This window comes from Cupriavidus sp. MPR-AND1C, assembly GCF_058809705.1.
This window is the reverse complement of record NZ_JBXASU010000096.1, coordinates 1-26,562: the sequence shown is the minus strand read 5'-3', so window position 1 is coordinate 26,562 and position 26,562 is coordinate 1. Positions and strand designations below refer to the sequence as shown.

The following is a 26,562-nucleotide window of genomic DNA, read 5'->3' as shown; positions in this document are numbered from 1 at the left end:
CTCCCCGCGCTGCCCCGAATCCCCTTCCAGGCAAGCCACCACTTCCGCATCCTCAACCTGCGGAAACTCCCGGTAATGCTCACCGACAGCGGAAAAATTGGCCGGCGAGCGCAGGCAGACCACCTCATCCGCGTAGCGCCGCACCTCGGCGAGCGAAGCCGGCGCGGCCACGGGAACAGCACATACCAGCCGGGCAGGATGCTGCTGGCGCACGGCATGCAGTGCAGCAATCATGGTGGCGCCCGTGGCAAGCCCATCGTCCACCACGATCACAGTGCGCCCGTCCAGAGCACGCGCGCGGCGCCCCGGCGTGTATTGCTCCCGGCGGCGGCGCAGCAATGCAAGCTGTTCGTTGCGCTCCTGGTTGAGATAGCTGGCGTCGGCGCCAACTCGTGCCGCGTAGGGCGTCACGTAGACCCAGCCGCTTTCATCGACCGCGCCGACCGCCATCTCGCGGTCGAATGGCGCCCCTAGCTTCCTGACCAGGACCACGTCCAGTTCGCCGCCGAGACGGTCGGCGAGTATCTTGCCCATCGGCACGCCGCCCCTTGGAATGGCCAGCACAAGGGGATGGGCGTCGCCATACCCGGAGAGCGCTTCGGCCAGCCGCTCGGCGGCCTCGTTCCTGTCCTGGAAAGTCATGACATCACCTCTTGCCTGTGAGGGACTAGCTAGCTGGTTTGCCAGACTGGACGGCCCTCAAGCGCGGTGCCAATGGACATACAGGGTCTCGTCGGCGTCGGGATAGTCGATTTCCAGCTTGCCACGATACGCATGATGCACGGCAGAGCCAATATCGCGTGCCAGGTGAAAGCCCGTGGTCGTGATGGTGATGCGATCCTCCTGCGTCTGCGTCGCCATGATGCGCTCCATCGGATGACTCTCCCTCATCAGGGCTTCCCGGTGCCGCACCAGCCCGAGAATCTCTTCCCGGTGCTCCCGCTGAAACGCCCCATCCAGTGTCAACCGCGCCGCGGGCACAAGGTCGGCGGTGCGGTGGCAGGCCGGGCACATCAGTGCCTTGGCGCCAGGCGGCACGGCCCGCCATTGCCAACGTCCTTTCAGGAGGACCGCGTGGCAAGCCGGACAGGAAGCGATGGCAGGCGCTTGCTCCGGCTGCTTGTAGGCATCGTGGATGGGATCCTGGGGAAGCCGGTCCCAACGGGCCGGCCTGACCTGACTCGCACGCTCACGGACTTTCATGTCTGGCTCCTTCCTGAAATCGAATCGGGCAGCGCCCACGCGGCCTGCCTGCTGTATTGCGGACTCACCTGGCGAGCCCGCCCATGTTCATCGCATACCGCTCGGCGCCCCGAACATGTGCTCGTGCTTGCGCTGGCAAGGGGTGCAGCGTTTGGCCGTGGGATACGCTTGCAGCCGCGGATAAGGAATAGGCTCGCCGCAGTCCAGGCACACGCCGTAGCTGAGCCTGGCGATCCGCTTACGCGCCACCGCTATGTCGGCCAGTTCCATGCGGTAATGTTCCGCCACGGCATCGTCCATGCGCTCCTCGGTGCCGTGCTCGGCGAGATCCGCGTCGTCGCTCGCTTCGCGCTCGGCGGACACAGTACGGGAAACGGCAGCGGCGTCCATCTGGCCACGGATTCTCTGCTCTCTGCCATCCAGCAAGGTGACGAGGCTGGAGAGCTGCTCTTTCGTTAGATCGGACATCGTTGACTCCCGGGCGCGGCAAAGCGGATCCTCATGCATGAGGCGATGACATCGGGCAGGCCGCCCGCGCCAGATCAAGTAATGGGCCGCCGGTACGGAGTGCCTGCGGCGCGGCGCGCTGAACCCTCGTTCCGCTTCAAGCTTCAATATAGTTTGGGGGGCTGCCGGTAAGCTTGATCCGCGTCAATCTCACTTCCGGCCCTGCGCAAAGCCAGCCTCAGCCATGGTGCGCGTGGGCGCGGATATCGCGCCGGCGCCATGCCGGCCGTAATTGTGGCCAATGTGGCCAATGTGGCCGATGTGACTAATGCGACATCAGGACGGGCACCGTCATGGTGTCCAGCAAAGCCCTGGTGACGCCACCCAGTACCAACTCGCGCAGGCGGCCGCGCCCGTAGGCACCCATCACCACCAGATCGGCGCCAAAATCCGCCGCGCGCGAGAGCAAGGTTTCGCCGATGGCGATGTCCGATCCTTCCTGGCAGTGTTCAAGCTCTGCGTGGACGCCATGGCTTGCCAGAGCAGCCATGGCATGGCCCGGCAGGCTCGCATCGGGCCGCGCGCCGGTACCTTGCGCGCAAAGCACCTTGGCCTGCCCGCCGCAGATCAAGGGCATGGCGTCGTGCAAGGCGCGCGTGGCCTCGCGTCCGCCGTTCCAAGCCACCATGACACGGGCGCCAGGGACGGCGAACTGGCCGGCGAAGGGAATGATAAGGACCGGCCTGCCAACGTCGAGGATGAGGGTTTCCAGGAACTGGGTCGCAACAAAGCTGTCTGGGTCGTCCGGATCATATTGCCCGGCAACGACAAGGTCGGCCTCGCGCGCTTCGCGCAGTGCCATCGTCAACGGATCGCCCTCCACTGCCCGCCACTCGGTTTCGATCCCCAGGTCCTGCGTTGCCGCCCGGAAGCGCCGGTGCACCGCCTCGCGCGCCTCGCTGCGCCGCTGGCGGTCCTCGTTGATGTAGGTCGCGGCGCCCTCCATCAGGTAAAACCAGGCGACGTCCGGCATAAAGCCGGCAAACAGCCCGATCAGCCGGGCATGGCGGGCCACGGCGAGCCGGGCAGCGATTTCAAGCCGGTCCATCGCGCGTGGGCTGGTGTCCAGGTGGACCATGATGCTGGCGTATTCCATGACATTCCTGTGCGGTTTGGGTTTGGGAGCTTGAATCCAGTCTAGGAAGCGTTTGGACTTGGCTATTGACTCAGGTCAAGCCGATATCTTCTGCACAGGGGCTGGCGCCTCGCGTACGCCATTGATACGGATCAAGCGCCGGCAGTCGGCGTGGCCTAGGATAAATGCTGGGCACCGGCGAGGATGTCACCATGCACGAGACGATGCGCGCCATGATTTTCGACGGCACCGGGCCGGTCCTGCGCCTGGCGCACGTCCCCGTGCCAAACCCCGGCCCAGGCGAAGTGCGTATCGCGGTGAGCACCTGCGGCGTCTGCCGCACCGACCTGCACATTGTCGACGGCGAACTCGCGCACCCGAAAGCCGCGCTCATTCCCGGACACGAAGTCGTCGGCAGGGTCGAGTCCTGTGGCACTAGCGTAACGGGCCTTGCCCCGGGCGACCGGGTCGGCGTGCCGTGGCTCGGGCAGACCTGCGGGCACTGCGGCTATTGCGCCGCGCATCGCGAAAACCTGTGCGATACGCCGCAGTTCACCGGCTATACGCGCGACGGCGGCTACGCCGAGTACGCGGTAGCCGACAGCCGCTATTGCTTCCCTATCCCGGAGCACTACGACGACGAGCATGCGGCGCCCTTGCTGTGCGCGGGCCTGATTGGCTACCGCACGCTGTGCATGGCCGGTGACGCCCGCAAGGTCCGGTCTGTCGGCATCTACGGATTTGGCGCCGCGGCCCACCTGGTGACGCAGATCGCCGTCGCCCAGCAGCGCGAGATCTTTGCCTTCACGCGTCCCGGCGACACCGCCGCCTGCCAGCTCGCCCGTGACACCGGGGCGTGCTGGACCGGTCCGAGCGACCAGCCCGCGCCGCGGCCGCTCGATGCCGCGCTGATCTTCGCGCCGGTGGGTGCGCTGGTGCCGATGGCGCTGCAAGCCGTGGCCAAGGGCGGCACCGTGGTTTGCGGCGGCATCCACATGAGCGATATTCCGGCCTTCCCCTATCGCCTGCTATGGGAGGAGCGATCGATCGTGTCGGTGGCCAACCTCACGCGCGACGACGGCCTGGAACTGATGCGAATCGCCCGGGCCACGCCGTTGCGCACCACCACGACGGTCTATCCGCTGGAGCAGGCCAATGCCGCGCTGGCCGACCTGCGCGCGGGCCGCCTGGCCGGCGCGGCGGTACTGCGCATCGCCTAGCGTGACATCGCTCGGGCAACCGATACATCGACCGCGGCGCTAAACACGGTACCTATTAGAACTCCCCCTCCAAAAAGTGCCCCCTTCGGCACCGACTTGCGCTAGATCAAGTCCACGCCCCACCCCGCCGGATAGCATGGGTTCCTACGCCGTCGCCCCGCGGATCAAGGTCTGTCTTTGTCGTCTCCCCTCCCCTTTGCCCGACACCCTGAACCCCCTGGAGCGCCCGGCGGCATCCATCATTCAGCGCACAGGTGCACAGGTAGCCGATGAAACTCAAACCAGGCTGGGGTATAGCGGTATTGTTGGTTGCTGGCGCTATTGGAGCCGCCGTGTGGTGGCTTGGCAGCCAGCGCGACCCGTGGCCGGCTTATGTGGTCCACAGCAACGGGCGCATGGAGATCGGCCGCCTCGACGTGGCGGTGAAGTATCCGGGCCGCGTCATCGATCTGCCGGTTCGCGAGGGCGATGCCCTGGCTGCGGGCGCCGTGGTGGCCCGGCAGGATGACGCCGAGCTATTGACTCAACTCAGCCTTGCCACTGCGGCCCGCGAACGTGCCGTGCAGGCGGCGTCGCGCGCGCAGGCGGAGATCGAGGGGCGCGCGAGCCGCCAGCGGCTGGCGCGGCTGGAGTTGACCGAGGCGGTCAAGCTCTACCAGGACCGTCAGATTTCTTCCGTGGAGCGTGATCGCCGCCAGCTTGGCCTGGATGGCGAGAGCGCGGGCGTGACCGGTGCGCGCGCCGGGCTTGGCGAGGCTAACGCGGCGATCGCGGAGGCCAACGCACAGATTGCCCGCCTGAAGATCCAGCTGGATGAGGCAACCATCCGTGCCCCGGTGGCCGGCCGTGTGGAGTATCGCGTGATCGAGGTCGGCACGGTGCTGCCGGCGGGCGGGCGCGTGGTGTCGCTGCTGAACCTGGCCGATATGTATTTCACGGTGTTCCTGCCCGCGGGTGCCGCCGGCAAGCTGGCGATCGGCGACGAGGCGCGCATCGTGCTGGACGCCATGAAGGACGAACCGATCCCGGCCCGCGTCAGCTTTGTCGCCAGCGAGGCGCAGTTCACCCCCAAGTATGTCGAGACCGATGCCGAGCGGGCCAAGCTGATGTATCGCGTCAAGCTGCAGCTGGCGCCCGAGGTTGCCCAGCGCTACGCGGCCAAACTGAAGGCCGGCATGACGGGCGATGGCTTTGTGCGCCTGGATGCCAGGCAGCCCTGGCCCGCTGGGCTGACACTGCCCCGGCAGCCGGCCTGACGCCATGCCGAGTCCGTACCCCGACGGTGCCGCAGCCATCCGGATCGATGGCTTGTCGCACCGCTACGGCGCCAGCGTGGCGCTGGACAATGTGTCGCTCACGCTGCCCGGCAATGCCACCATCGGCCTGATCGGCCCCGATGGCGTTGGTAAATCGACGCTGCTCGGCGTGATTGCCGGCGTCAAGCGTATCCAGCAGGGCCATGCCGCCGTGCTGGGCGCGGACTTGCGTGACCGGCAAGCGCGCGAGGCGCTGTTGCCGCGCGTGGCGTTCATGCCGCAGGGGCTGGGACGCAACCTGTACCCGACGCTGTCGGTCTACGAGAACGTGGACTTCTTTGCCCGGCTGTTCGGCCTGGGCGGCGAGGAGCGGCGCCAGCGCATCGAGCGCCTGCTCGCGGCCACCGGCCTGGCGCCTTTCCCGGACCGTCCGGCGGGCAAGCTCTCGGGCGGCATGAAGCAGAAGCTCGGCCTGTGCTGCGCGCTGGTCCACAACCCGGACCTGCTGATTCTCGACGAGCCCACCACCGGGGTGGACCCGCTCTCGCGGCGCCAGTTCTGGACCCTGGTGGAGGATCTGCGCGCCGAGCACAGCAATATGACGGTGATCGTCGCCACCGCGTATATCGAGGAGGCGCAGCGCTTCGAGCATCTGGTGGCCATGGATGCGGGCAAGGTGCTGGTGTGCGACCGTACCGCCGAAGTGCTGGCGCGCGCGGGCACCGGCGACCTGGAGCAGGCCTATATCTCGCTGCTGCCGGCGGCTCGGCGCGGCGATGCCACGGGACTGGTGATCCCGCCCCGCCCGCCGGATGGCGACGAACCCGCCATCGAGGCCGAGGGACTGACGCGGCGCTTCGGTGCCTTTACCGCCGTGGACAATGTGAGCTTTCGTATCGAGCGCAGCGAGATCTTCGGCTTTCTCGGCTCCAATGGCTGCGGCAAGACCACCACCATGAAGATGCTGACCGGGCTGCTGGATGCCACCAGCGGCACCGCGCGCCTGCTCGGCCAGACCATCGACGCCGGCGATATGCGTACGCGCATGCGGGTGGGCTATATGTCGCAGGCGTTCTCGCTGTACGAGGAATTGACGGTACGGCAAAACCTGGACCTGCATGCCAGGCTCTACCAGATGGAGGGCGAGAACGCGCAAAAGGCGGTCGGGCAGGCCCTGCTCGATTTCGAGCTGGACCAGCATGCCGGTGCGCGGCCCGCTGCCCTGTCGCTCGGCATCCGCCAGCGCCTGCAACTGGCCGCGGCTTGCCTGCACCATCCGGAAGTGCTGATCCTCGACGAACCCACCTCCGGCGTGGACCCCGGCGCGCGCGACATGTTCTGGCGCCATCTGGTCCAGCTGTCGCGCCAGCAGCGCGTGACAATCTTCGTTTCCACGCACTTCATGAACGAGGCGGCACGCTGCGACCGCATCTCCTTCATGCACCGCGGCCGCGTGCTGGCGGTGGGCAGCCCGGACGCGCTGCGGGAGAGCTGCGGCGCGCGGACGCTGGAGGATGCGTTCGTCAGCTACCTGGAGCAGGCGCAGACCCCGGAGAACGGCGCAGCCGCTGCCTCGGCTGCGGCGAAGGCAGCGCCGGCGCAACCCGCCCCGTCCTCCTCCCCGTCCTCCGCGCCGGTCGGCAGGCCGGCCGCGCATGCCGGCGGCTCGCGGCTGGCGCGGACCTGGGCGTTCGCCAGGCGCGAGGCCATGGAGCTGGCGCGCGACCGGCTCCGGCTGGCATTCGCCATCCTCGGCCCGATTGTGCTGCTGTGCGCCGCGGCGTGGAGCGTGTCCTTCGATGTGGAGAACGTGCGCTTCGCCGTGCTGGACCGCGACCAGAGCCGCGCCAGCCGCGAGCTGGTGGAGCAGTTCTCCGGCTCGCGCTATTTCGTGCAGACCGATGGCGTGCACAGCGAGGCAGACGCGGACCGGCGCCTGCGCGCCGCGGCCGATATGCTGATCGTCGAGCTGCCGCCTGGCTTCGAGCGCGACCTGCTGGCCGGGCGCCAGCCGCAGCTCGCATTCCGCGTCGACGGGTCCAGCCCGTTCCCGGGCGCCACCACGCGCGCCTATGTGACCGGCGTGCTGCTGGCCTACGCCAATGCGCAGATGCGCGCGCAGCCGGAGCGCCCAGCGGCGCTGCCGGTGTCGATCGAGACGCGCTTTATCTACAACCAGGAGTTCCGCAGCATCTACGCGATCACGCCGGGCATCATCATGCTGGCGCTGATCCTGATCCCGACCATGCTGACCGCGCTCGGCGTGGTGCGGGAAAAGGAGATGGGGTCGATTACCAACCTCTATGCCTCCCCGGCCAGCGTGGGCGAGTACCTGATCGGCAAGCAACTGCCCTACGTGGGGCTGGCGATGATCAGCTACCTGACCCTGGTGGCGCTGGCCATCGTGCTGCTGCAGGTGCCGCTCAAAGGATCCTTCCTCGCCTTATCGATCGGCGCCGCGCTGTTCGTGCTGGCGGCCACGGCGCTCGGGCTGCTGATGTCGACCTTCGTGCGCTCGCAGGTGGCGGCCATCTTCGGCACCGCGATCCTGTGCCTGATTCCGTCGGTCAACTTCTCCGGCCTGCTGTATCCGGTGTCAACGCTGACGGGCAGCAGCTACTGGATCGGCCTGGGCTTTCCGTCGTCGTGGTTCCAGCTGGTCAGCCTTGGCAGTTTTACCAAGGGGCTCGGCGTGGGCAGCTTCGGCACCATGTACCTGGCCTTGCTGGGTTTCGCGCTGCTGTACCTGGCGGGCGCGCGTGTGCTCCTGCGCAAGCAGGAAGCCTAGCCGGGAGATACCGCGATGAATCAATGGTGCAAGAACGTGGCCAGGCTGTGCGGCAAGGAGCTGCGCAGCCTGTTCAGCGATGTGACGCTGATGGCGCTGATCGTCTTTGCTTTCACGCTGGCCGTGCATTCGGTCGCCAAGGGCATCAAGGCCGAGGTATCGAACGCATCGGTGGCCATCGTCGATGCCGACCACTCCGAGCTCTCGCGCCGCCTGCGCGATGCGATCCGGCCGCCGTATTTCAAGACGCCGGTGGATGTGGACCGGCACGCCGTCGATGCGGAACTGGACCGGGGACGCTATATCTTCGCCATCGAGATCCCGCCGCGCTTCGAAGCCGACGTGCTGGCGGGAAGAACGCCAGCGGTGCAGGTGCTGGTCGATGCCACCGCGATGACCCAGGCGGGCCTAGGAGCCAGCTACCTGCAGCAGATCTTCACGCGTGAGGCGCTTGAATTCCTGCACGCGCGAGGCATCGAGGCGCAGCTGCCCGTGCGCGCGCAGAGCACGGTGCTGTTCAATCCCAATACGGAGTCGCACTGGTTCACGTCGACCATGCAGATCGTGGTGAATATCACGGTGCTGGCCATCATCCTGGTAGGCGCGGCCGTGATCCGCGAGCGCGAGCACGGCACCATCGAGCACTTGCTGGTGATGCCGGTGCGCGCCAGCGAGATTGCGGTGGCGAAGATCCTGGCCAATGGCGCGGTGATCTTCCTGGCGTCCCTGCTGTCGTTGTGGCTGGTAGTGCATCTGTGGCTGGATGTGCCACTGACCGGTTCGATGGGGCTCTTCGCGCTGAGCACCGCGCTCTATCTGTTCTCGGTGACGGCGCTCGGCATGTGGCTGGCGACCATCGCGCCGGCGATGCCGCAGTTTGGCTTGCTGGCGGTGCCGACCTATGCCGTTGCCTACCTGCTGTCTGGCGCCGCCACGCCGGTGCAGAGCATGCCGCAGGCCATGCAGCACGCGGTGCAGTTCCTGCCGACCACCCAGTTCGTCACGCTCACGCAGGCCATCCTGTTCCGCGGCGCGGGCGTGGATGTGGTGTGGCCGCAGTTGCTCGGCGTCACAGCCGCGGGCGGGATCTTCCTGGCCCTGGCGCTGACACGGTTCCGCTCCATGCTGGCACAGCAAGGATAGACAGCCATGCCTGACCACACCTACCACACTTACCACACCCGCCTTTTCTCCAGCCCGCTCACCCAACGGATTTCCGCCTTGAGTATCCATCCACGACGCGGCATCCTCGCCGCTCTCATTGCAGGCATCGCCGCAGCCGGCCTGGCCGGCTGCACCACGGTCGACGTCACTGTGCCCGGCAGTATCGCGGCGCCGGCCGCGTTCAGCGAAGCCCCCGCCGAGGGCGCGCCGGCGGCGCAGGACCTGGCGCAGTGGTGGCAGAACTGGAACGACCCGGAACTGACGCGGCGCGTGACCGAGACGCTGGCGGCCAATCTCGATCTGCGCGTGGCCCAGGCGCGCGTGGCGGAGGCACGCGCGATCGGGCAGGTTGCGGAATCGGCGCTCTACCCGACGCTGTCGGCGCAGGCGCGCGCGGCGCGCGGCGTGGCCGACTTGCGCAGCCCCCCTGGCCTGCCGGATACCTCGCCCGGCCTGGAGGGCCATCTTGCCGGACTGACCGTGGCCTGGGAGATCGACGTCTTCGGCGCCCGCCGCAGCGACGCGCAAGCCGCGGCGGCCGTTGCCCTCAGCGCGCAAGAGCGCCTGCGCGGCACACGCCTGCTGATCGCCGCCGACGTGGCCGAGAACTACCTGGCGGCGCGCGGCTTGCAGCGCCGCCTGCAGCAACTGGACCGGAGCACGGAAATCGTCGCTCAGTTGCTGAGCTATACCCGCGCGCGCTATGCGGCCGGACAGGCGCTGTCCTACGATGTCGACCGCGTGAGCGAACAGCTTGGCGCATTGCAGGCGCAGCGCCCGGTGCTGACGAGCCAGATCTCGATCCGGGAACGCCGCCTTGCGTTGCTCGCCGGCCAGGTGCCGCAGGCCGCGGCGGCGCTTTCGCCGCCGCCCGCGTTCTTCGTGCCGGCGTCACCCGCCGGGCAGGTGCCGTCGGACGTGATCGAGCGGCGCCCGGATGTGCGCGCCATGGCCGCGCTGGTACGCGCGCAGGCTGCCAGGCTCGGCAGCGCCAAGGCGGAACGGTTTCCCCGGTTTTACCTGACGTTCCTCGGCCAGGACGGGCGCCTGCATGTGGACGGGCTGCCGGCGCTGAGCGGCACCGGCGGGCTGGTAGGCGTCGGCGTGCAGTTGCCGATCTTCACCGCGGGCCGCGTCCAGGCCGGCATCGATGCCGGCGACGCCCGCCTGCAGGCCGCGCAAGCGGAATACAACCAGACGGTGCTGCGCACGCTGGAGGAAGTGGATAACGCTTACAGCCAGCGCAGCAGCCTGGACCAGCGCGGCGCCCGGCTGGCCGATGTGGCCGCCACTGCGCAGCGCAACAGCCAGAACGCCACGCGCCTCTACGAAGGCGGCCGCCGCACGCTGCAGGATGTGCTGGACGCACGCATCGGCGCGCTGCAGCGCGCGGACGAACTGATCCAGACGCAAACGGCGCAGGCGCTGGCCGCCGTGCAGCTGTATCGGGCACTCGGCGGAGAATGGCCGGGCGATCCGGGGTCAGCCCGGCATTGACGACGTCGTGGCCGTGTTCGCGGGGAAGCTGGAAACCGAAGACGCCTTCGAGCCGTTTGAGGAAATCCTCCGACGGCTTCTCCGTGATGCCGACCACGCGGTTTCCCTGGACGCTGGAGTGCCCGCGCAGCGGGCATATGCCAGCACCAGATGTGGGCCGACGACGCGAACCGTCGGCTATTTGCAGAACATGAAAAAGCTGCCTATGGTAGCGCAATGGCAACCCAGGATCGAGTGCGTATCCCGAGCGCTGACCTGCATCCCCGCGAGGAGGGATTCTGCAGCGGCGCCTGGCGAGCCGATTTCCCGCGGCTGCATTCGCACGCAGCCGCGGCGTCCGCCTTCAGGCCTTCAACGCCCCCAGCGCATCCTCGATTTCCTGCTGGAACGCCGGCCATAGTCCCTGGAAGCTATCGAGCCCTTCGCTTCTCACCAACTGCTGCAGGCCGATGCATAGTTCCGCCAGGGTCGCGTTTCCTACCAGTGCGAAGCCTCCGCTCAGCGAGTGCAGTGCATTGAGGACGGCGTCGGCGTTGCCCGCCCGCAAGGCATCCGTCATGGCCGCTGTTGTCTCCCGCGTGGCGGCGTGCATCGCCTCGCACACCTGTGGGGTGATCGGCAACTCCGCCAGTGACTTGTCCCTGGCGGATTCCTCTGGCGCGCTTCGACCGCCATGCGACCGCAGAACGCGCCCCAGCACCGCGAGCGGCACGGGCTTGACCAGCAGCGTGGAAATGGACGATTGCAGGCTGCGATGCTCCTGCTCGGGCGTGCTGTGCGCGCTCATTGCCACGACCGGCAAACCGGGATATTGCCGCCGGATGGCCGATGCCAGGGCATAGCCATCCATCACCGGCATGCCGATGTCCGTCAGCACGACGTCATACTGCCTTTGCGCAAGCGCCGCCAGTGCCTTCGCGCCATCCTCGACAATGGTCGCGTCAAAACCGAGCTGCTCGAGCTGGTCGGCCAGCATGGCGCGGGTTGCGGGATGGTCTTCCGCGACAAGCACCTGGATGGGTGGCTCGCCGTCACCGGACTCCAGCGCGCTTGCAGCGTCCGATGCCTTGGCTGCCGCCGCGCCGCCGGCCTGTGCTGCCTGGGGAGGCGCCTCCGCGCGTTGCAATGGCCACCTGACCGTGAAGGTGCTGCCCTGCCCCAGCGTGGAGTTGACTGAAATATGGCCTTGCGCGGCTTCCACAATGCGCTGGCACAGCGGCAGCCCCAGGCCAGTACCACCGTAACGCCGATGGATGGAACTGTCAGCCTGCGTGTAGAGCGCGAACAGGGTTGGCACGGCGGCCGGATCCATCCCGATGCCGGTATCCGCAATCTCGAACTGCACGACGGATCTTTCGTTGTCTTGCAGAAAGGCGGCGCGAACTATCACATGGCCGGATTCCGTGAACTTGATCGCGTTGCTGACCAGGTTGGCGATCACCTGCCGGATCCGGGTCGGATCGCCAAGAAAGTAGCCGGCGACACCGGGCGAGATTTCACAAGTCAGCGCCAGGCCTTTGGCCTCCGCAAGCGGCGCGAACGTGTCGCGCACGTTCTGCAGCAACTGGTCGCAACGGAAAGGAATGGATTCGAACGTCAGTTGTCCCGCTTCCACCTTGGACACGTCCAGCACGTCATTGAGGATGCGAAGCAGCGACGTGGACGACGACTCGACGATCTCCAGCCTTCGCCGCTGGCTGGCAGACAATGGCGAGCGCCCCATCAGCTCCAGGCAGCCGATGATGGCATTCAGCGGCGTACGGATCTCGTGGCTCATGATGGCAAGGAACGTGGATTTGGCCTTGTTGTCCTGGTCCGCCGCCTGGCGCGCCTCCCTGAGCTTCTGCTCCTTCTTCTTCTGCGCGCTGATGTCCAGCAACGCGCAAAGCAGAGCCTCCTCCCCTCGATACCTGACATGGGTGAAGTTCACCAGCAGATGCGTCAAGGCATGCGTGCCCGCCCCGATGGTCAGCTCCTGTCCGACCAACGGCCGGTTCCTGTTCGAGCGGTCCGCACGCGCTTGCGACGCGCGGCAATAGAGTTCCCACATGCGCTGGTGCAGCGGCGGCGCACCAGCTTGCTCGGCATACCGGGCCATCACGTTGTTGTCCACGATCACACTGCCATCCGCCAGCGCAAGCAGGCTAAGGCCCACCGGCGCGGTATGGATCAGCGCACGGTTGAGCTTCTGGCTCTCCTTCAGGCGCACCGCGCGCTCATACGACGGCAGGAGGATATCGCGGCGAAAGATGACAATGCGGACCCACAGCAACAACCATCCCACCAGGGCAAGGGCGCTGATCGTCAGCAGGCGATACTTCAGGCCAGCCAGGATCGTGTACGGCGTATAAGCATAAACGAGCGTCCAGTCCGTCTCCGCAAGGCGCTTGCTGATCTGGAAGATGCCATCCTTGAAGGTCTGTTGCACGCCCGGCGGCGGCGCAACGGTATGCGTGGCAGCCACACGGCTGATGAAGGCGCTGCGCTCCGCGCCAGGCGTCAACAGCAACTTGCCCTGCCCGTCGAGAATGGCGAACTCGCCCCCGTCGTCCGGATTCTGCAGGCCATTCAGGAGCTGGCCCGGATGCCTGGTGGCGACGACGATGGCCAGCGGCCTGTTGTCGCTGTCGAACAGGAACTGCGCGAGGCGGACCACCAGTTCGCCCGAGAGCGGATCAAGTTGCGGCGCCAGCCAGATCACGTCCGCCGGCGCGGCTTGGGGATGGGCTACCGCGGCCTGCGTGAGGCTGACGACGTCCGGCCAGGCCTGCCTGAACAATGCGAGCGCATCGGGCAGGCGGGACAGTGGTGCAGCGTCGCCGCTTTCCGACCGGAGCAGCATGGCCAGGAAATCCCCTTGCACGGAAAGGAAATAGGTGTTCGCGGAAAGCCCGGGAGTGCGCTTGCGCACGATTCTGGGCTTGAGCTGTTTCTCCATCAATGCCAGAAGCGGCAAGAAGCTCGATGCGGGCCGGGCGTCGCTGACCTCGGTTGCCACGGCATAGACCCGGCGGCCCGAATCCTTGATGACCCGCAGTTGACCGTTGTTGGCGAGATACTGTTCACGCAGGGCTGCCGACGGTAGCGCCTGGCGGTCCCACATGCTTTCCACATTGGCCGTGCCTCGCATCAGAACCGCGCTGGCCCTGGTCATGCTGACCAGGAGCCTGGTTTCCTGTATCCGAAAGCCAGCGCGCGCCGCCGCATTGTAGTCACTGACCGCCATGCGCAAGGCCAACAACGAGCACAGCAGGATGAAAGCCGAGAGTGCGCCACCACCGACGTACAGCAGGGTAAGCTGATACCGCTTCATCCACTCAGGATTGAAGTCGCGGCGGCCACGGGAAATGCGGCGCCTGACAAAGGGCTTCAGTTTCACGGTGAAGTTGATATCATTGCGCTTCTGTTGTATCCATCAGGCGCTCAGGCGCGCCGGCGTCACGCTTGCTCTTGCCCACCTTCCGGCTCAGGCTGCATCTCGTCGCCGCTGTAGCGGATCAGATCCGCATCGCGCGTGACCCCGAGCTTTTTCATTGCCGCCACCTTTTGCGAGCTGATGGTCTGCTTGCTACGATGCAGCTGGGCAGCAATCTCGCCCACCTTGTAGCCTGCCCGGAACAATCTCACGATTTCCGCCTCCCGGACACTCAGCTTGCGCGTGGCACCGGGGTCCTCCTGATCTTCGAACAAGGCAACAACGCTGGGCGACACGTATTGCCCGCCGGTATAGGCGGCATGCACAGCGGTGACGATATGCGCCATGGCATCGGACTTGCTCAGTATGCAGGTCACGCCAAGCGTCTGGATGGCGCGCAGCACCGCTGGATCGTCCACCATGGTGATGGTCACGATGCGCACCTCGGGAAACCGCCGCAAGATCATCGAGATGAGTGCCTGTCCGTCGCCGTACTTGCCATCCGGCATGACATAGTCGAGCACCAGCACATCGCAAGGCTGCTTGCCGAGCGCATCGACCAGTTCCGTGGAATTCGAGGCTGTCCCGGTTACCTGGATGCCGCTGGCCCCCTGCAGCGAGTGGGCAATGCCGAACAACGTGACTGGGTGATCGTCCGCCACCATGACACGCAAATGAAAGTCATCCATCAAGCCCACGCTTGTAGAAAGTTGCACAAGACCCCAAGATGCCAATGGCAAAGAGTGCAACGTCACCACGGACAGTTCCTGGTCCACACGGCGCCAGGGTTTCGACCCCGGTCGCAATGATACCCTTCGATCACTTTCCCGCCTGCAAGTGCGAAGTAGACTTTGCAGATGGTATACCATCCGCGCCGACGCCCTCCCAATTGGCGGCCGAGCACGACTGGCGCGTCGATTTCTTTCACCCGAGGCGCTACTTTCATACTCGTCCTATTCAGTAATGCCAACCATCCTTTTATCCTGTGGGCATGAAAGGATTTCTCAGCACCCTCGCTCCGCATCAAGCCCTGCTCCATGGCGCCCCAGGCGCGCGTTCCCGCGATAAGCCAATAGGCCCGGACAGCGCGCGCCGTCATCGCATCCTGGTCGTGGAAGAGAATCCGCGGCACCTCTTCACCACAATGCAAATGTTCGCCAGTCAGGGCGACCATCATGTGGAAGGCTGCACCGATGGAGCCAAAGCCTTGCAGCGCCTGGGCGAATGCCCTTTTGACCTGGTTGTCACCGGCCTCAATGTCGCCGGTGTCGACGGCATCCAGATCATCCAGAGCCTGCCTGTGTCCGCGCTCGCACCGGCGCTGGTCATCACAAGCACCGCGCCGCGGCCGATACTGGTCGGCGCCCGCAAGGTCGCCGAGTCGCGGGGCATCCCGGTGATGGCAACGTTGCCGAAGCCGCTCACCCAGCAAGGCGTGAATGCAGCGCTTGGCGCGTACAGCGAAAGCGTGAAGCGCGTACGTCCCGCCCTTCCCGGCAACACCCTGGAATTTCACCGCGATGCCCTGATCGCCGCGATGGAAAACGGCGAAATGCAAGCGTGGTTCCAGCCAAAGTACGCACTGGTCGATGACCTGGGCCATGCCGCGGAGGCGCTGGCACGTTGGGAACATCCGAAATTCGGCTTGCTGCTGCCTGGCGCCTTCCTGCCCGCCATTGAGCGCGAAGGGCTTGAGGACCGCTTGCTGCAGACCATGCTGGCACAGACACTTGCCGCACAACAAGATTGGATGGCCGCCGGCCTGGATATCGCCGTCTCCGTGAACCTGACGACCAGGCTGCTGGACGACCCGGAACTTCCCGATCGCTTGCATGCGCAGGTAAAAGCGGCCAATGGCGATCCGCGGCGCATCTGTTTCGAGTTGACCGAAGACTCCATGGAGGCGCAGGAAAGCAACTACTACGCGGGCGCATGCCGGCTGCGCATGCACGGCTTTGGCCTGGCCCAGGATGATTTCAGCAGCGGCTTCAGCTCGTTCTACAGACTGGTGGCGACGCCTTTCACGGAACTGAAGCTGGACGGGTCCATGATCAAGGACGCCATCATGATCGATGCCTTCCGTGCCGCCCTTTCGAGCGTGGTGCAGCTCGGGCGCAAGATGGGCCTGACCGTTGTGGCGGAAGGCGTGGAGACCGAAGCCCAACTACGGCTTCTCCAGGAGTTTGGCTGCCACCGGGCGCAAGGCTTTCTGATATCGCCCGCCATCCAGCGAGACGCCATCGTGCGTTTCTTCCGCGCAAGCTGATGCCGCGCATGGCGCCGCAGCCTGCCGCCGCCACCGCCCCTTGAGCAGTAAAGATTGTGTCGATCCGTGGCGCGACCGCCTCCCCTGGCGCTGCCGCCTGAATGTCAACAACTGCAAAGATTAGGACTTGTCCTATTAATTTCTGAAAATTTCGTACATGTCCTATGTATCTTGGCCCAAGAATCGTACAAGATACACATATTGCAACGCCACACGCCGCCATCGAAATAGGGGATAACCAGACAATCAGCAAACAAAGGGTCCATGGTTAGAATGCGTAAGTTAAACATAAACGTGGTGATCGCCGACGACACCCCATTGATACTGGATGGATTGAAATGCGCACTCAATTCTATTTCGACGATAAACGTCCTGGCGTCGTGTGAATCGTCATCCGAACTATTCGGTGCTTTGTCTGATACCGATTGTGATGTTGTTGTAACGAACTACTCCATTCGTGGAGATGAATATGGTGATGGTGCTGATGGGCTGTCTTATGTATCCCGCCTTCGCCGCCTTCACCCAAATGCAAAGATTGTTATCCTGACGAGGCACAAGCAGCCCGCCATCATCAAGTCTGTCCTGGCCCTTGGCGTCTCCGCCATCGTGGGTCGGCATGACGATGCAACAGAGGTAATCACTGCCATTCATGTCAGCGCTTCCGGCGGGCAATATATTTCTCCACGGGTCCGACTGGCGCTGGCTTGCCTGCAGTCCAACATAGATCGGTCACAGCCGCTTTCGGCCCGTGAAACCGAGGTGATGCGCCTCTATATATCGGGCATGACCGTCGGTGAAATTGCAGTCCTTCTCAAGAAGGGCAAACAGACAATCAGCTGCCAGAAGATGAGTGCCATGCGAAAGCTCGGAATAAAGAGCAATGTCGATCTCATCAAGTATGGCCATGACATCAATCATAGCCAGCATTGATTGATCGCAGTCGCAGCAGCGATCGCGCATCTTCCGGCTGGCTTCCCTGATACCGGGTCGCCCGCAGTACCGGCTGTAAGCCGCCCTGTACCGAGGCAATCACTCATAAATGAGTGTGCAGCCTCTAACCTTGCATGAATGCAATGCCATTCACTCGCGATATTGCTGAGTGGCCATGCGTATCAAGCAGCCTTTGAAACTTGCTTTTACTAACCTCCGAGAGGAAACTTGAAAATGAAAACGAAAATTCTGGCAATCACCCTGGCAACGGCTGGCCTGATGACCGCGGCTGGCTCGGCACAAGCTGCTGACGGCATGATCAACTTCACCGGCAGCGTGATCGCCTCCACCTGCAAGATCAACGGCGGCACCAACGATCTGGCCGTAGCGCTGCCCAAGGTGAGCACCAGCACGCTGGCCAAGGCGGGCGCCACTGCCGGCCGTACGCCGTTCGTCCTCTCGCTGACGGGCTGCACCGTCTCCAAGGATGCGCCCACCAAGGTCGCTGTTTCCTTCGAACCCGGCACGACCGTCAACGCCGACACCGGCCGTCTGAAGCTGCAGGGCGCCGACGCCGCCGCCAACGTGGAAATCGGCATCCTGAACGATCAGTCCCTGCCGATCAAGGTGGGCGCGGCCAGCACCGACCAGAACTCGCAGATCGTGGACATCGATGGCACGACCGGCATCGCGAAGCTGAGCTACGCCGCCGAGTACACGGCGACTGGCGTGGCAACGGCGGGTAGCGCGAACTCGTTCGTGCAATACACCCTGATGTACCCCTAAGCGCAAGGACGAATCTCTGATCTACAGGGATTGACGTACCAGCTTGCAAGCCGTCCGGCCGGCTCCGGCCGGCGGCTTGCGACAGGAGGTATTAACGCAAAGGACACGCATATGACACTCAGCATTCCGAAGTCGAAGTTATCGAGGATGATGGCGCTGGTTTCCGCATCGATTGCCTGCGCATCGATCGCGACAACGGCCGCCGCAGCCGTCGTCGTATCGGGCACGCGCCTCGTCTTTCCCTCGCAAGAGCGCGAAATGACCCTCAAGGTCACGAACGACGGCCGCCTCCCCTCCCTGGTGCAGACGTGGATCGATACCGGGAGCGAAAATGATTCGCCTGACAAGATCGACGTGCCGTTCACGCTCACGCCGACCATGTTCCGCGTTGAGCCCGGCAAGGGCCAGACCCTGCGCATCATCTATACGAACGAGCCGTTGCCGACCGACAAGGAATCGCTGTTCTGGATCAACGTACTGGACGTCCCCCCGAAGCCAGCCGCCGAAGACGAACGCAACCGCCTTCAGGTTGCCTTTCGCACGCGGATCAAAATGATGTACCGGCCGCAGGGACTGCCGGGTAAAGCCGAGGAAGCCCCGGCACTGCTCAAGTGGCACATCGCCAGGGACCCCGAAGCCAACCAGTATGTCCTGAAGACCGTCAACCCCAGCCCTTATGTCGTCAGCCTCGGCAGTGTCCAGTTGAAGATGGGCGGAAAGACGTTCGACGCAGGCATGGGCTATGTACTTCCCGGCGCGTCGCAGAAATTCCCGATCACGGGGCTGGAATCGGCGCCCGCCGCGGATGCGACGGTCGAGTTCAGCAGCATTGACGACTGGGGCGGCAACAAGAATGCGCAAGTGCCCGTCGCCATCGACCCGCGGCACTAGCCTGGCCGGTTAGCGCGGCCAGCGCGTCCGGGCCAGCCTCATTGCTGGCCAATCAGAAATCCCACACAAGCAAGCGTTGCGCATCCATGCGCCACGCACCGAAGTCGGGCGGCAAGTTCGGACCGTATATCCGATGGCGTGGTCCGATCCATGATCGCCTGATGAATTGCTCCAGGAGTGTTTTGTATGCCGCCGATTCAGCGTCCGAATTCCGATATTGGCCACATGCCGCAGTTGCGGCCAATATGCGCTTTGCTCCTGACCGGCCTGGCCGGCTGGCAGAGCAATGCGAACGCTGATGGTGGCACGCCCGAGCCGTTTCAAATCGCACAAGCCCAGTCCACGCCCCTTGAGTTCGAGAGCGGTTTTCTCAACAACAGCGGCGGCACCGTGGATCTGTCGAAGTTCCAGCGCAGCAATATCGTCCCGCCTGGAACATACAGCGTCGATATCTATGTCGAGCAAAACTGGGTGGGCCGCGCCAGTGTGCCGTTCAAGGCCGTAACCGGTTCCGCGGATGCCCAGCCTTGCTTCAATGAAGCGCTGCTGAAGCAGGCGGGCGTCAATCTTGGCAAGTTGCCTCACCATGTGAAGGCCACTTTCGCCGAGCCGGATGCCTGCGTTCGCCTCGGGCAGGCCATTCCGGACGCGAGCACCAGTTTCGATTTCGGCGAGCAGCGGCTCAATCTCAGCATTCCGCAGATTTCGCTCGTTCGCAACGCGCGCGGATACGTAAGCCCCGACCAGTGGGATGCCGGCGTCCCCGTCGGCATGGTCGGCTACAACGCCAACGTCTACAGCACCAAGAGCCAGGGCGGCAATGCGCAGACCCAGGGATACCTGGGCCTGAATATCGGCGCCAACCTGGGGAGCTGGCATTTCCGTCACGACGGGTCGTATAACCTGGACGACAAAGGACGCCAGAAGTACCAGAACGTCGCCACCTATCTGCAACGCAACCTGCCATCGTTGTCGTCGCAACTCATCATCGGCGAGTCCTATACCTCGGGGGACCTGTTCGACTCCACCCAGTTCCGCGGGGTGCGCATTGCCTCGGACGACCGGATGCTGCCGGATTCGTTGCGCGGTTACGCGCCGGTCGTGCGCGGCGTGGCCAACAGCAATGCGAGAGTCTCGATTTCGCAGAACGGCGTCAAGCTCTACGAGACCACGGTCGCACCCGGAGCGTTCGAGATCGACGATCTCTACCCGACCGGGTACGGCGGCGACCTGCGCGTTGCCGTCACGGAAGCGGACGGTTCCGTGCATTCGTTCTCCGTGCCGTATGCGGCCGTGCCGCTGTCGCTGCGTCCTGGCACCAGCCGCTACAGCGTGGTGGCGGGTGCGGTGCGCAATCAGCAGAGCTCGAAGAACCCGCTCTTCACCCAGGGCACCTGGCAGCACGGCTTCACCAACCTGCTGACCGGCTACGGCGGCATCACCGTGGCCGAAGGCTACGTGTCGGTGATGGGCGGCGGCGTGTTGAACACCTCGTACGGCGCGCTCGGGGCGGACGTCACGCAGGCCCGCACCTCGATCCCGGGCGTGAAGCGCTTCGACGGCTCCAGCGTGCGGGTGAGCTATGCGAAAAACGTGGTGGCGACCGGCACCAACATCTCGATCGCGGCCTACCGTTATTCCACGGCCGGCTTCTTCGGGCTCAACGACGCCATGCTCGCCCGCGAGCAGGCCGAGCGCGGTCTGTCGATCGACACGGTCTACCGGCAACGCAATCGCGCGTCGCTGACACTCAACCAGCGGCTCGGCGAGCGCGGCGGCAACATCAATGCCACCGCATCCACGGCGACATACTGGAACCGCAGCGGCTCGGATGTGAGCTATTCGGTGGGCTACAGCAACGCCTACAAGAATCTCTCCTACAGTGTCTCCGCCACGCGCCAGCGCAACTCCGGCGGCCAGATGAGCACGATGTACTACGTCGGCCTGACGATTCCGCTGGGTGGGAAGACGCCGGGGACGGTCACCGGAAGCTTGCTGCGCGATACCGCCGGGCGCACCCAGCTGCAATCGTCGGTCTCCGGGTCGTCCGGCGTGGACAACAATCTCTCCTACGGCCTGAACGCCAATCACGCGAACGGCAGAGGCGGCTCGACCACCACTGGTGGCGCCAACGTGATGTACCGGGCTCCGAACGTCGAACTCGGTGCGAGCGTGAGCGGAGGTGCGGATTACCAGCAGGCCTCCGTATCGGCGCGCGGCGCCATGGTCGGGCATCCCGGCGGGATCACGCTGTCGCAGCCGCTTTCGGAAACCTTCGCGATTGTCGAAGCACCGGGAGCGGAAGGCGCGCGCGTGACGAATGCGTCGGGCGTGCGGATCGATAGCCGCGGCTACGCGATCGTGCCGTACCTCACGCCGTTCAACATGAACACGGTCGAGCTGGACCCGAAGGGGTTGTCGACCGATGTGGAACTCAAGGAAACGAGCCAGCGTGTGGCGCCGCTGGCGGGCTCGGTCCCGATGCTGAAGTTCGCCACGGAATCCGGGCGCTCCGCGCTGATTCAGCCTCGGCGGCCGAATGGCCAGCCGCTCCCGTTTGGCGCCACGGTGCTCAACGAGCGCGGCAAGGAAGTCGGCTCGGTCGGCCAGATGGGCAAGATCTTCGCGCGCGGCCTGGAATCGCAAGGCGAACTGACCGTCAGGTGGGGCAAGGACGAATCGTCGGTATGCCATGTCCCCTACAACCTGCCGGAGCGAAAGAAGCAAAAGGGGCTGCAGCCGCTGCAGCGGATCGATGCCGCCTGCGCGGATGGTGCGACTCGCCCGAACTATGCATCGAATCAGGTGCGCCGCTAAACATCGGATCGGGTGCGCGGGATGCCGCGCCACGCTTGAGCAACGCAAGATCACAGGAATTGAGAGAAATCAGGATGAATATTCTGGAAGCGCCAGGAAGTGCCGGTGGCTCGCACCCATACGCGAAGAGCCTGTCGAAATGGTTCCTGTGGCGGGCGCGTGCATTCCAGGCGGCAGCCCACGTGCGGGCGTCCCGGATCAAGCCCGCGAGTCCCGATAGTACAAAGCGTGACCCGAATCGAGGCGCGGTATGGGAGGGAGAGATGTTCCCTCGCCTGCCGAAGGTAAAAATTCCTGCCATGCAACGGTTCCCTCAAATCCCCCAAGGTCTTACCGCGCATCTGATCCCGGCATGCGTTCTTGTCGTTGTCGCGTCGATTTCGCCGAAAGCACTTGCGATGACCGACCTGACGGCGTTTGGAACGACGCTGAACCTGCCAAGCACTTTGCCGGAAGGCACCGTGATCAGCCGCTACACGATTGCGTTGAGTCAACTCTGCGGCGCATTGCCGTCGTGCGAGATTGCTGCGATATCGCTCTGGCCGAACGGTGGAAGTACAATCCATTCCGGACCGTTAATCGAGACCAACGTATCGGGCATCTCGAGTCGCCTGCTGATGAACGGCCGGCCCGTCTCCAGGTTCGACTACAAAACCGGCGCCACAGTCATCGCCAATTCGCCGCTGGAAGTGCAACTCGTGCGCGACGGCCGCCCACTGTCGCCCGGCAGCCTCGCGGGCCAGCAAAACGGCAACCCGGGCTATTTCGGTCTGTGCTTGCCCTACGTTTGGGCAAACCCTGGCCAGGCATGCCTGTTTGGCCACCCCGGTTTCGCCATTGTTCTGAAGGCCACCATCAGGCTGATCAACGGCACCTGTTCGACACCGGATCAAAGCGTTACGCTGCCTCCCATGGTCGTGTACAAGCTCAAGGGCGTGGGATCGACCGGCGACATGTCGGGCACGAAGGGGTTCGAGCTTCGCTTCAACAACTGCCCGCCCGGCTTCGCTCGCATCGGCTATGTACTCAGCCCGACCGCAGGCACGGCGCCAGCCTTCGCCGGCGCGCTGCCGGTCGACGGCGGCACGACGGCAAAGGGCGTGGCGATCCAGATCACCGGCAAGGACGGCGCGCCCGCGACGTTCAACCAACGGCTGCCGCTCGCCGCGTATAGCTCCTCGACCGGCGGCTCGTACTCGGTCCCGATGAACGCACGCTACATTCAAACCGAAGCGACGGTCACTCCCGGCACGATTTCCAGCATGATGGCCGTGCTGGTGGACTACCAGTAGCGCGGATGGCGCGCCCCGCCCGAACTATGCATCGAATCAGGTGCGCCGCTAAAAATCGGATCGGGTGCGCAGGATGCCGCGCAACGCTTGAGCAACGCAAAATCACAGGAAGTTAGAGAAATCAGGATGAATATTCTGGAAGCTCCAGGAAGTGCCGGTGGCTCGCACCCAGACGCGAAGAGACTGTCGAAATGGCTCCCGTGGCGGGCGCGTGTATTCCAGGCGGCAGCACACCAGGCGTCCTGGATCAAGCCCGCGAGTCCCGATAGTGCAAAGCATGATCCGAATCGAGGCGCGGCATGGGAGGGCGAGATGTTCCCTCGCTTACCGCAGGTAAAAATTCCTGCCATGCAACAGTTTCATCAAGTCCTCCGGGGTCTTGCCACGCGCCTGATCCCGGCATGCGTTCTTGTCGTTGTCGCGTCGATTTCGCCGAAAGCACTTGCGACGACCGACATGACGGCGTTTGGATCGACGCTTAACCTGCCGAGCACCTTGCCGGTAGGCACCGTGATCAGCCGCTACACGATTCCGTTGAGTCAACTCTGCGGCGCATCGCCATCGTGCGAGGTTGCCGCGGTATCGCTTTGGCCGAACGGCGGGAGCATAGTCGATTCCGGACCGTTGATCGTGACCAACGTATCGGGCATCTCGACTCGCCTGCTGATCGAAGGCCGGCCCATCGTCGGGTTCAATCACAGAACTGCCACCATCACCGTCACTTCGCCGTTTGAAGTGCAACTGGTGCGCGACGCTCGCTCACTGTCGGCCGGAAGCCTCGCGGGCCAGACAAATGGCAGCCCTGGCTACTTCAGTTTGTGCGTACCCTACACTCCGCAGGCACTTGGTCAACCATGCACGTCGAGCCACCCCGGTCTCAGCATAGTACTGAAGGCCACCATCAGGCTGATCAACGGCACCTGTTCGACACCGGATCAAAGCGTCGCGCTGCCTGCCATGGTCGTGCACAATCTCAAGGGCGTGGGATCGACCAGCGACATGGCCAGCACGAAGGGGTTCGAGCTTCGCTTCGACAACTGCCCGCCCGGCTTCGCGCGCATCGGTTATACACTCGCCCCGGCTGGAGGCACGGCGCCCGCCTTCGCCGGCGCGCTGCCGGTCGCCGGCGGCGCGACGGCGAGGGGCGTGGCGATCCAGATCACCGGCAAGGACGGCGCGCCCGCGAAGTTCAATCAATCGCTGCGCCTCGGCACATACAGCACCGCGACCGGCGGCTCGTACACGGTCCCGATGAACGCACGCTACATTCAAACTGAATCGACGGTCACTCCCGGCACGATTTCCGGCATGATGGCCGTGCTGGTGGACTACCAGTAGCGCGGACTGTCCGCACCGCGCGGCCGCCGGCGTCCTTCGGCGATGCGGCAGCATGCACGGCACCTTGCCGGGTACGCGGTCGATCGTCTGCGCCCGGCGGCGAGAGCGCATCGGCCGCCGTGTCGAGCCTTCCTGCACATTCTGTCTTGCCTGCCCAAGACACTCAGCAAGGCGAACTGACCGTCAGGTGCGCCGCCAGAGAATCAGATCGGATGCGCAACACTTGCGCAACGAAAAATCATAATAAATTAGAAAAACATAAGGGAAACGGGATGAGCATTTCAGAGCAATCAAAGATGAATTACCCGAAAAAATGGCAGCTATGGCGGCTTGCCTCGGAGGGCCGCGGATACTGCGCGCTTGCTACCGCCTCCCTGGCAAGCCTGCCGCCACAACAGCAGGACATGGCGCAAGGCATCGCGGCCAGGCTCTTGCCACGCGACCGCTACTCCGACGTCAAGGTGGCGCTTTTGGTCCTTGTCACGCTGGATCTGCGCAATGAAGCCCGCCCGCAAGCCGACGGCACCGCCGTGGGGCGAGCACTGCACTATGTCTACGCGCCCTGGAGTCTGCAATTTGCCTATCGGCAATTCAATCACACCGGCCCTGTTCCTCGCTGAAAGCCCATGGCACGGCCCTTGTTGCGCCAACGACGAAACGCCTTCTCGTCGACGGCACGCAGTTTAGTACTCGTCCTATTTTAAACGACTTGCAATCTCTATAGCATTCTGATTCAAGCCCATGAGTCCCGGTAATACAAAGGATGATCCGATCAGAGGGACGGCACGGGGGGACGAGAGTTTCCCTCGTTTACTGAGGTAAACATTTCCACCATGCAACAGCTCAATCAATTCCTCCGGGGTCTTGCTGCGCGCCTGATCCCGGCATTCGTGCTCGTCGTTGTCGCGTCGATTTCGCCAAAAGCACTTGCCATGACCCAGGTTACGGCGTTTGGAGCGACGCTTAACCTGCCGAACACCTTGCCGGTAGGCACCGTGATCAGCCGCTACACGATTCCGTCGAGTCAATTCTGCGGCACATTGCCGTCGTGCGAGGTTGCTGCGGTATCGCTCTGGCCGAACGGCGCGAGTACAATCAATCCCGGACCGTTAATCGTGACCAACGTATCGGGCATCTCGGCCCGCCTGTTGGCGAACGGCCAGCCCATCTCCGGGTTCGGCCACAAAACTGGCAACGCTTTCATCCTCAGATCGCCGCTGGAAGTGCAACTGGTGCGCGACGGCCGCCAACTGTCGGCGGGCAGCCTCGCGGGCCAACAAATCGGCAATCCGTCCTATTTCACCTTGTGCGTGCCCAACGTTTGGGTAAGCTCTGGCCAAGCATGCACGGTGGACCTGCCCGGTCTCGCCATTGTCCTGGCGGCCACCATCAGGCTGATCAACGGCACCTGTTCGACACCGGACCAAAGCGTCGCTCTGCCCGCCATGGTCGTGCACAAGCTCAAGGGCGTGGGATCGACCGGCGACATGTCGGGCACGAAGGGATTCGAGCTTCGCTTCAACAACTGCCCGCCCGGCTACGCGCGCATCGGTTATACACTCAACCCGCTCGGAGGCACGGCGCCCGCCTTCGCCGGCGCGCTGCCGGTCGCCGGCGGCACGACGGCAAAGGGCGTGGCGATCCAGATCACCGGCAGGGACGGCGCGCCCGCGACGTTCAATCAACGGCTGCCGCTCGCCGCATATAGCTCCTCGAGCGGCGGCTCGTACTCGGTCCCGATGAACGCACGCTACATTCAAACCGAAGCGACGGTCACTCCCGGCAGGATTTCCAGCATGATGTCCGTGCTGGTGGATTACCAGTAGCGCGGACTGTCCGCGCCGTGCACCGCATGCCGTCGCGGCGAATGGCATACCGTCAGTTGAACGCGCAATCGAGTCCGCCCGCGCGGCCGCCGGCCTTCTTGGGCGATGCGGCATGCGCGGACGGTGCGCCTCGCCCGAACCAAGCATCGAATCAGGTGCTCCGCCAGAGAATCAGATCGGATGCGCAGGACGCCGCGCAACGCTTGCTCAACGCTTGCTCAACGCTTGCTCAACGCTTGCTCAACGCTTGCTCAACGCTTGCTCAACGCTTGCTCAACGCTTGCTCAACGC

At 64.4% G+C, this 26,562-nt stretch carries 20 protein-coding genes; 14 read left to right on the top strand and 6 right to left on the bottom strand.

What is annotated here, in order from left to right:
- From AC1RWI_RS32140 to AC1RWI_RS32125, 4 genes are all read right to left on the bottom strand, one after another.
- A partial coding sequence (locus AC1RWI_RS32140; protein ID WP_492870374.1) for a phosphoribosyltransferase occupies nt 1-642 on the bottom strand: 642 nt, incomplete at its 3' end.
- Between the two features lie 57 nt (nt 643-699).
- On the bottom strand, nt 700-1,203 hold the full coding sequence (locus AC1RWI_RS32135; protein ID WP_043346123.1) for a BCAM0308 family protein: 504 nt from the start codon (nt 1,201-1,203) through the stop codon (nt 700-702).
- Nucleotides 1,204-1,290: 87 nt separating this feature from the next.
- Nucleotides 1,291-1,671 carry a TraR/DksA family transcriptional regulator gene (locus tag AC1RWI_RS32130; RefSeq protein ID WP_492870372.1) on the bottom strand — a complete coding sequence of 127 codons (381 nt, stop codon included), beginning with the start codon at nt 1,669-1,671 and terminating at the stop codon, nt 1,291-1,293.
- Nucleotides 1,672-1,975: 304 nt separating this feature from the next.
- On the bottom strand, nt 1,976-2,806 hold the full coding sequence (locus AC1RWI_RS32125) for a universal stress protein (RefSeq protein WP_043346120.1): 831 nt from the start codon (nt 2,804-2,806) through the stop codon (nt 1,976-1,978).
- 191 nt (nt 2,807-2,997) lie between these two features.
- Here AC1RWI_RS32125 and AC1RWI_RS32120 point away from each other — a divergent pair, with 191 nt between their 5' ends.
- The 5 genes from AC1RWI_RS32120 to AC1RWI_RS32100 all read left to right on the top strand — a co-directional run bounded on the left by AC1RWI_RS32120 (nt 2,998) and on the right by AC1RWI_RS32100 (nt 10,710).
- A complete protein-coding gene (locus AC1RWI_RS32120; RefSeq protein ID WP_492870375.1) occupies nt 2,998-4,005 on the top strand; it encodes a zinc-dependent alcohol dehydrogenase family protein in 1,008 nt (335 codons plus the stop codon).
- Between the two features lie 269 nt (nt 4,006-4,274).
- The gene (locus AC1RWI_RS32115) at nt 4,275-5,261 is read left to right on the top strand and encodes an HlyD family secretion protein (protein ID WP_492870370.1); all 987 of its coding nucleotides are present in this window, start codon (nt 4,275-4,277) and stop codon (nt 5,259-5,261) included.
- 4 nt (nt 5,262-5,265) lie between these two features.
- On the top strand, nt 5,266-8,049 hold the full coding sequence (gene rbbA / locus AC1RWI_RS32110; protein WP_492870369.1) for a ribosome-associated ATPase/putative transporter RbbA: 2,784 nt from the start codon (nt 5,266-5,268) through the stop codon (nt 8,047-8,049).
- A gap of 15 nt (nt 8,050-8,064) precedes the next feature.
- Nucleotides 8,065-9,192, top strand: a complete 1,128-nt coding sequence (locus AC1RWI_RS32105) for an ABC transporter permease (RefSeq protein ID WP_416048508.1) — start codon at nt 8,065-8,067, stop codon at nt 9,190-9,192.
- A 6-nt stretch (nt 9,193-9,198) separates the two neighbouring features.
- The gene (locus AC1RWI_RS32100) at nt 9,199-10,710 is read left to right on the top strand and encodes an efflux transporter outer membrane subunit (RefSeq protein WP_492870367.1); all 1,512 of its coding nucleotides are present in this window, start codon (nt 9,199-9,201) and stop codon (nt 10,708-10,710) included.
- A 343-nt stretch (nt 10,711-11,053) separates the two neighbouring features.
- Here AC1RWI_RS32100 and AC1RWI_RS32095 read toward each other — a convergent pair whose 3' ends face one another.
- Together AC1RWI_RS32095 and AC1RWI_RS32090 are read right to left on the bottom strand one after the other, a co-directional pair.
- Nucleotides 11,054-14,089: an ATP-binding protein gene (locus AC1RWI_RS32095; protein ID WP_492870366.1), complete on the bottom strand. Its 3,036-nt coding sequence runs from the start codon at nt 14,087-14,089 to the stop codon at nt 11,054-11,056.
- Nucleotides 14,090-14,148: 59 nt separating this feature from the next.
- Complete coding sequence (locus tag AC1RWI_RS32090; RefSeq protein WP_043346108.1) at nt 14,149-14,814, bottom strand: response regulator; 666 nt, start codon at nt 14,812-14,814, stop codon at nt 14,149-14,151.
- A 302-nt stretch (nt 14,815-15,116) separates the two neighbouring features.
- Here AC1RWI_RS32090 and AC1RWI_RS32085 point away from each other — a divergent pair, with 302 nt between their 5' ends.
- The 9 genes from AC1RWI_RS32085 (at nt 15,117) to AC1RWI_RS32045 (ending at nt 26,271) form a co-directional block, all read left to right on the top strand.
- Nucleotides 15,117-16,391, top strand: coding sequence for an EAL domain-containing response regulator (locus tag AC1RWI_RS32085; protein ID WP_492870365.1), 1,275 nt, complete (start codon nt 15,117-15,119; stop codon nt 16,389-16,391).
- 297 nt (nt 16,392-16,688) lie between these two features.
- Nucleotides 16,689-17,321 (top strand): response regulator, encoded by a 633-nt coding sequence (locus AC1RWI_RS32080; protein WP_158408276.1) that lies wholly within the window; start codon nt 16,689-16,691, stop codon nt 17,319-17,321.
- Between the two features lie 234 nt (nt 17,322-17,555).
- A complete protein-coding gene (locus AC1RWI_RS32075; protein ID WP_043346106.1) occupies nt 17,556-18,107 on the top strand; it encodes a fimbrial protein in 552 nt (183 codons plus the stop codon).
- A gap of 111 nt (nt 18,108-18,218) precedes the next feature.
- Entirely contained in the window at nt 18,219-18,998 is a 780-nt protein-coding gene (locus tag AC1RWI_RS32070) for a fimbria/pilus periplasmic chaperone (RefSeq protein ID WP_492870363.1), read from the top strand.
- Nucleotides 18,999-19,184: 186 nt separating this feature from the next.
- Nucleotides 19,185-21,815 (top strand): fimbria/pilus outer membrane usher protein, encoded by a 2,631-nt coding sequence (locus AC1RWI_RS32065; protein WP_492870362.1) that lies wholly within the window; start codon nt 19,185-19,187, stop codon nt 21,813-21,815.
- A 74-nt stretch (nt 21,816-21,889) separates the two neighbouring features.
- Complete coding sequence (locus tag AC1RWI_RS32060; protein ID WP_492870360.1) at nt 21,890-23,107, top strand: fimbrial protein; 1,218 nt, start codon at nt 21,890-21,892, stop codon at nt 23,105-23,107.
- A gap of 126 nt (nt 23,108-23,233) precedes the next feature.
- Nucleotides 23,234-24,445: a fimbrial protein gene (locus tag AC1RWI_RS32055; protein WP_492870359.1), complete on the top strand. Its 1,212-nt coding sequence runs from the start codon at nt 23,234-23,236 to the stop codon at nt 24,443-24,445.
- Nucleotides 24,446-24,591: 146 nt separating this feature from the next.
- Nucleotides 24,592-25,065: a hypothetical protein gene (locus AC1RWI_RS32050; RefSeq protein WP_492870357.1), complete on the top strand. Its 474-nt coding sequence runs from the start codon at nt 24,592-24,594 to the stop codon at nt 25,063-25,065.
- Between the two features lie 213 nt (nt 25,066-25,278).
- Complete coding sequence (locus AC1RWI_RS32045; RefSeq protein WP_492870356.1) at nt 25,279-26,271, top strand: fimbrial protein; 993 nt, start codon at nt 25,279-25,281, stop codon at nt 26,269-26,271.
- Nucleotides 26,272-26,562 lie beyond the last annotated feature (291 nt).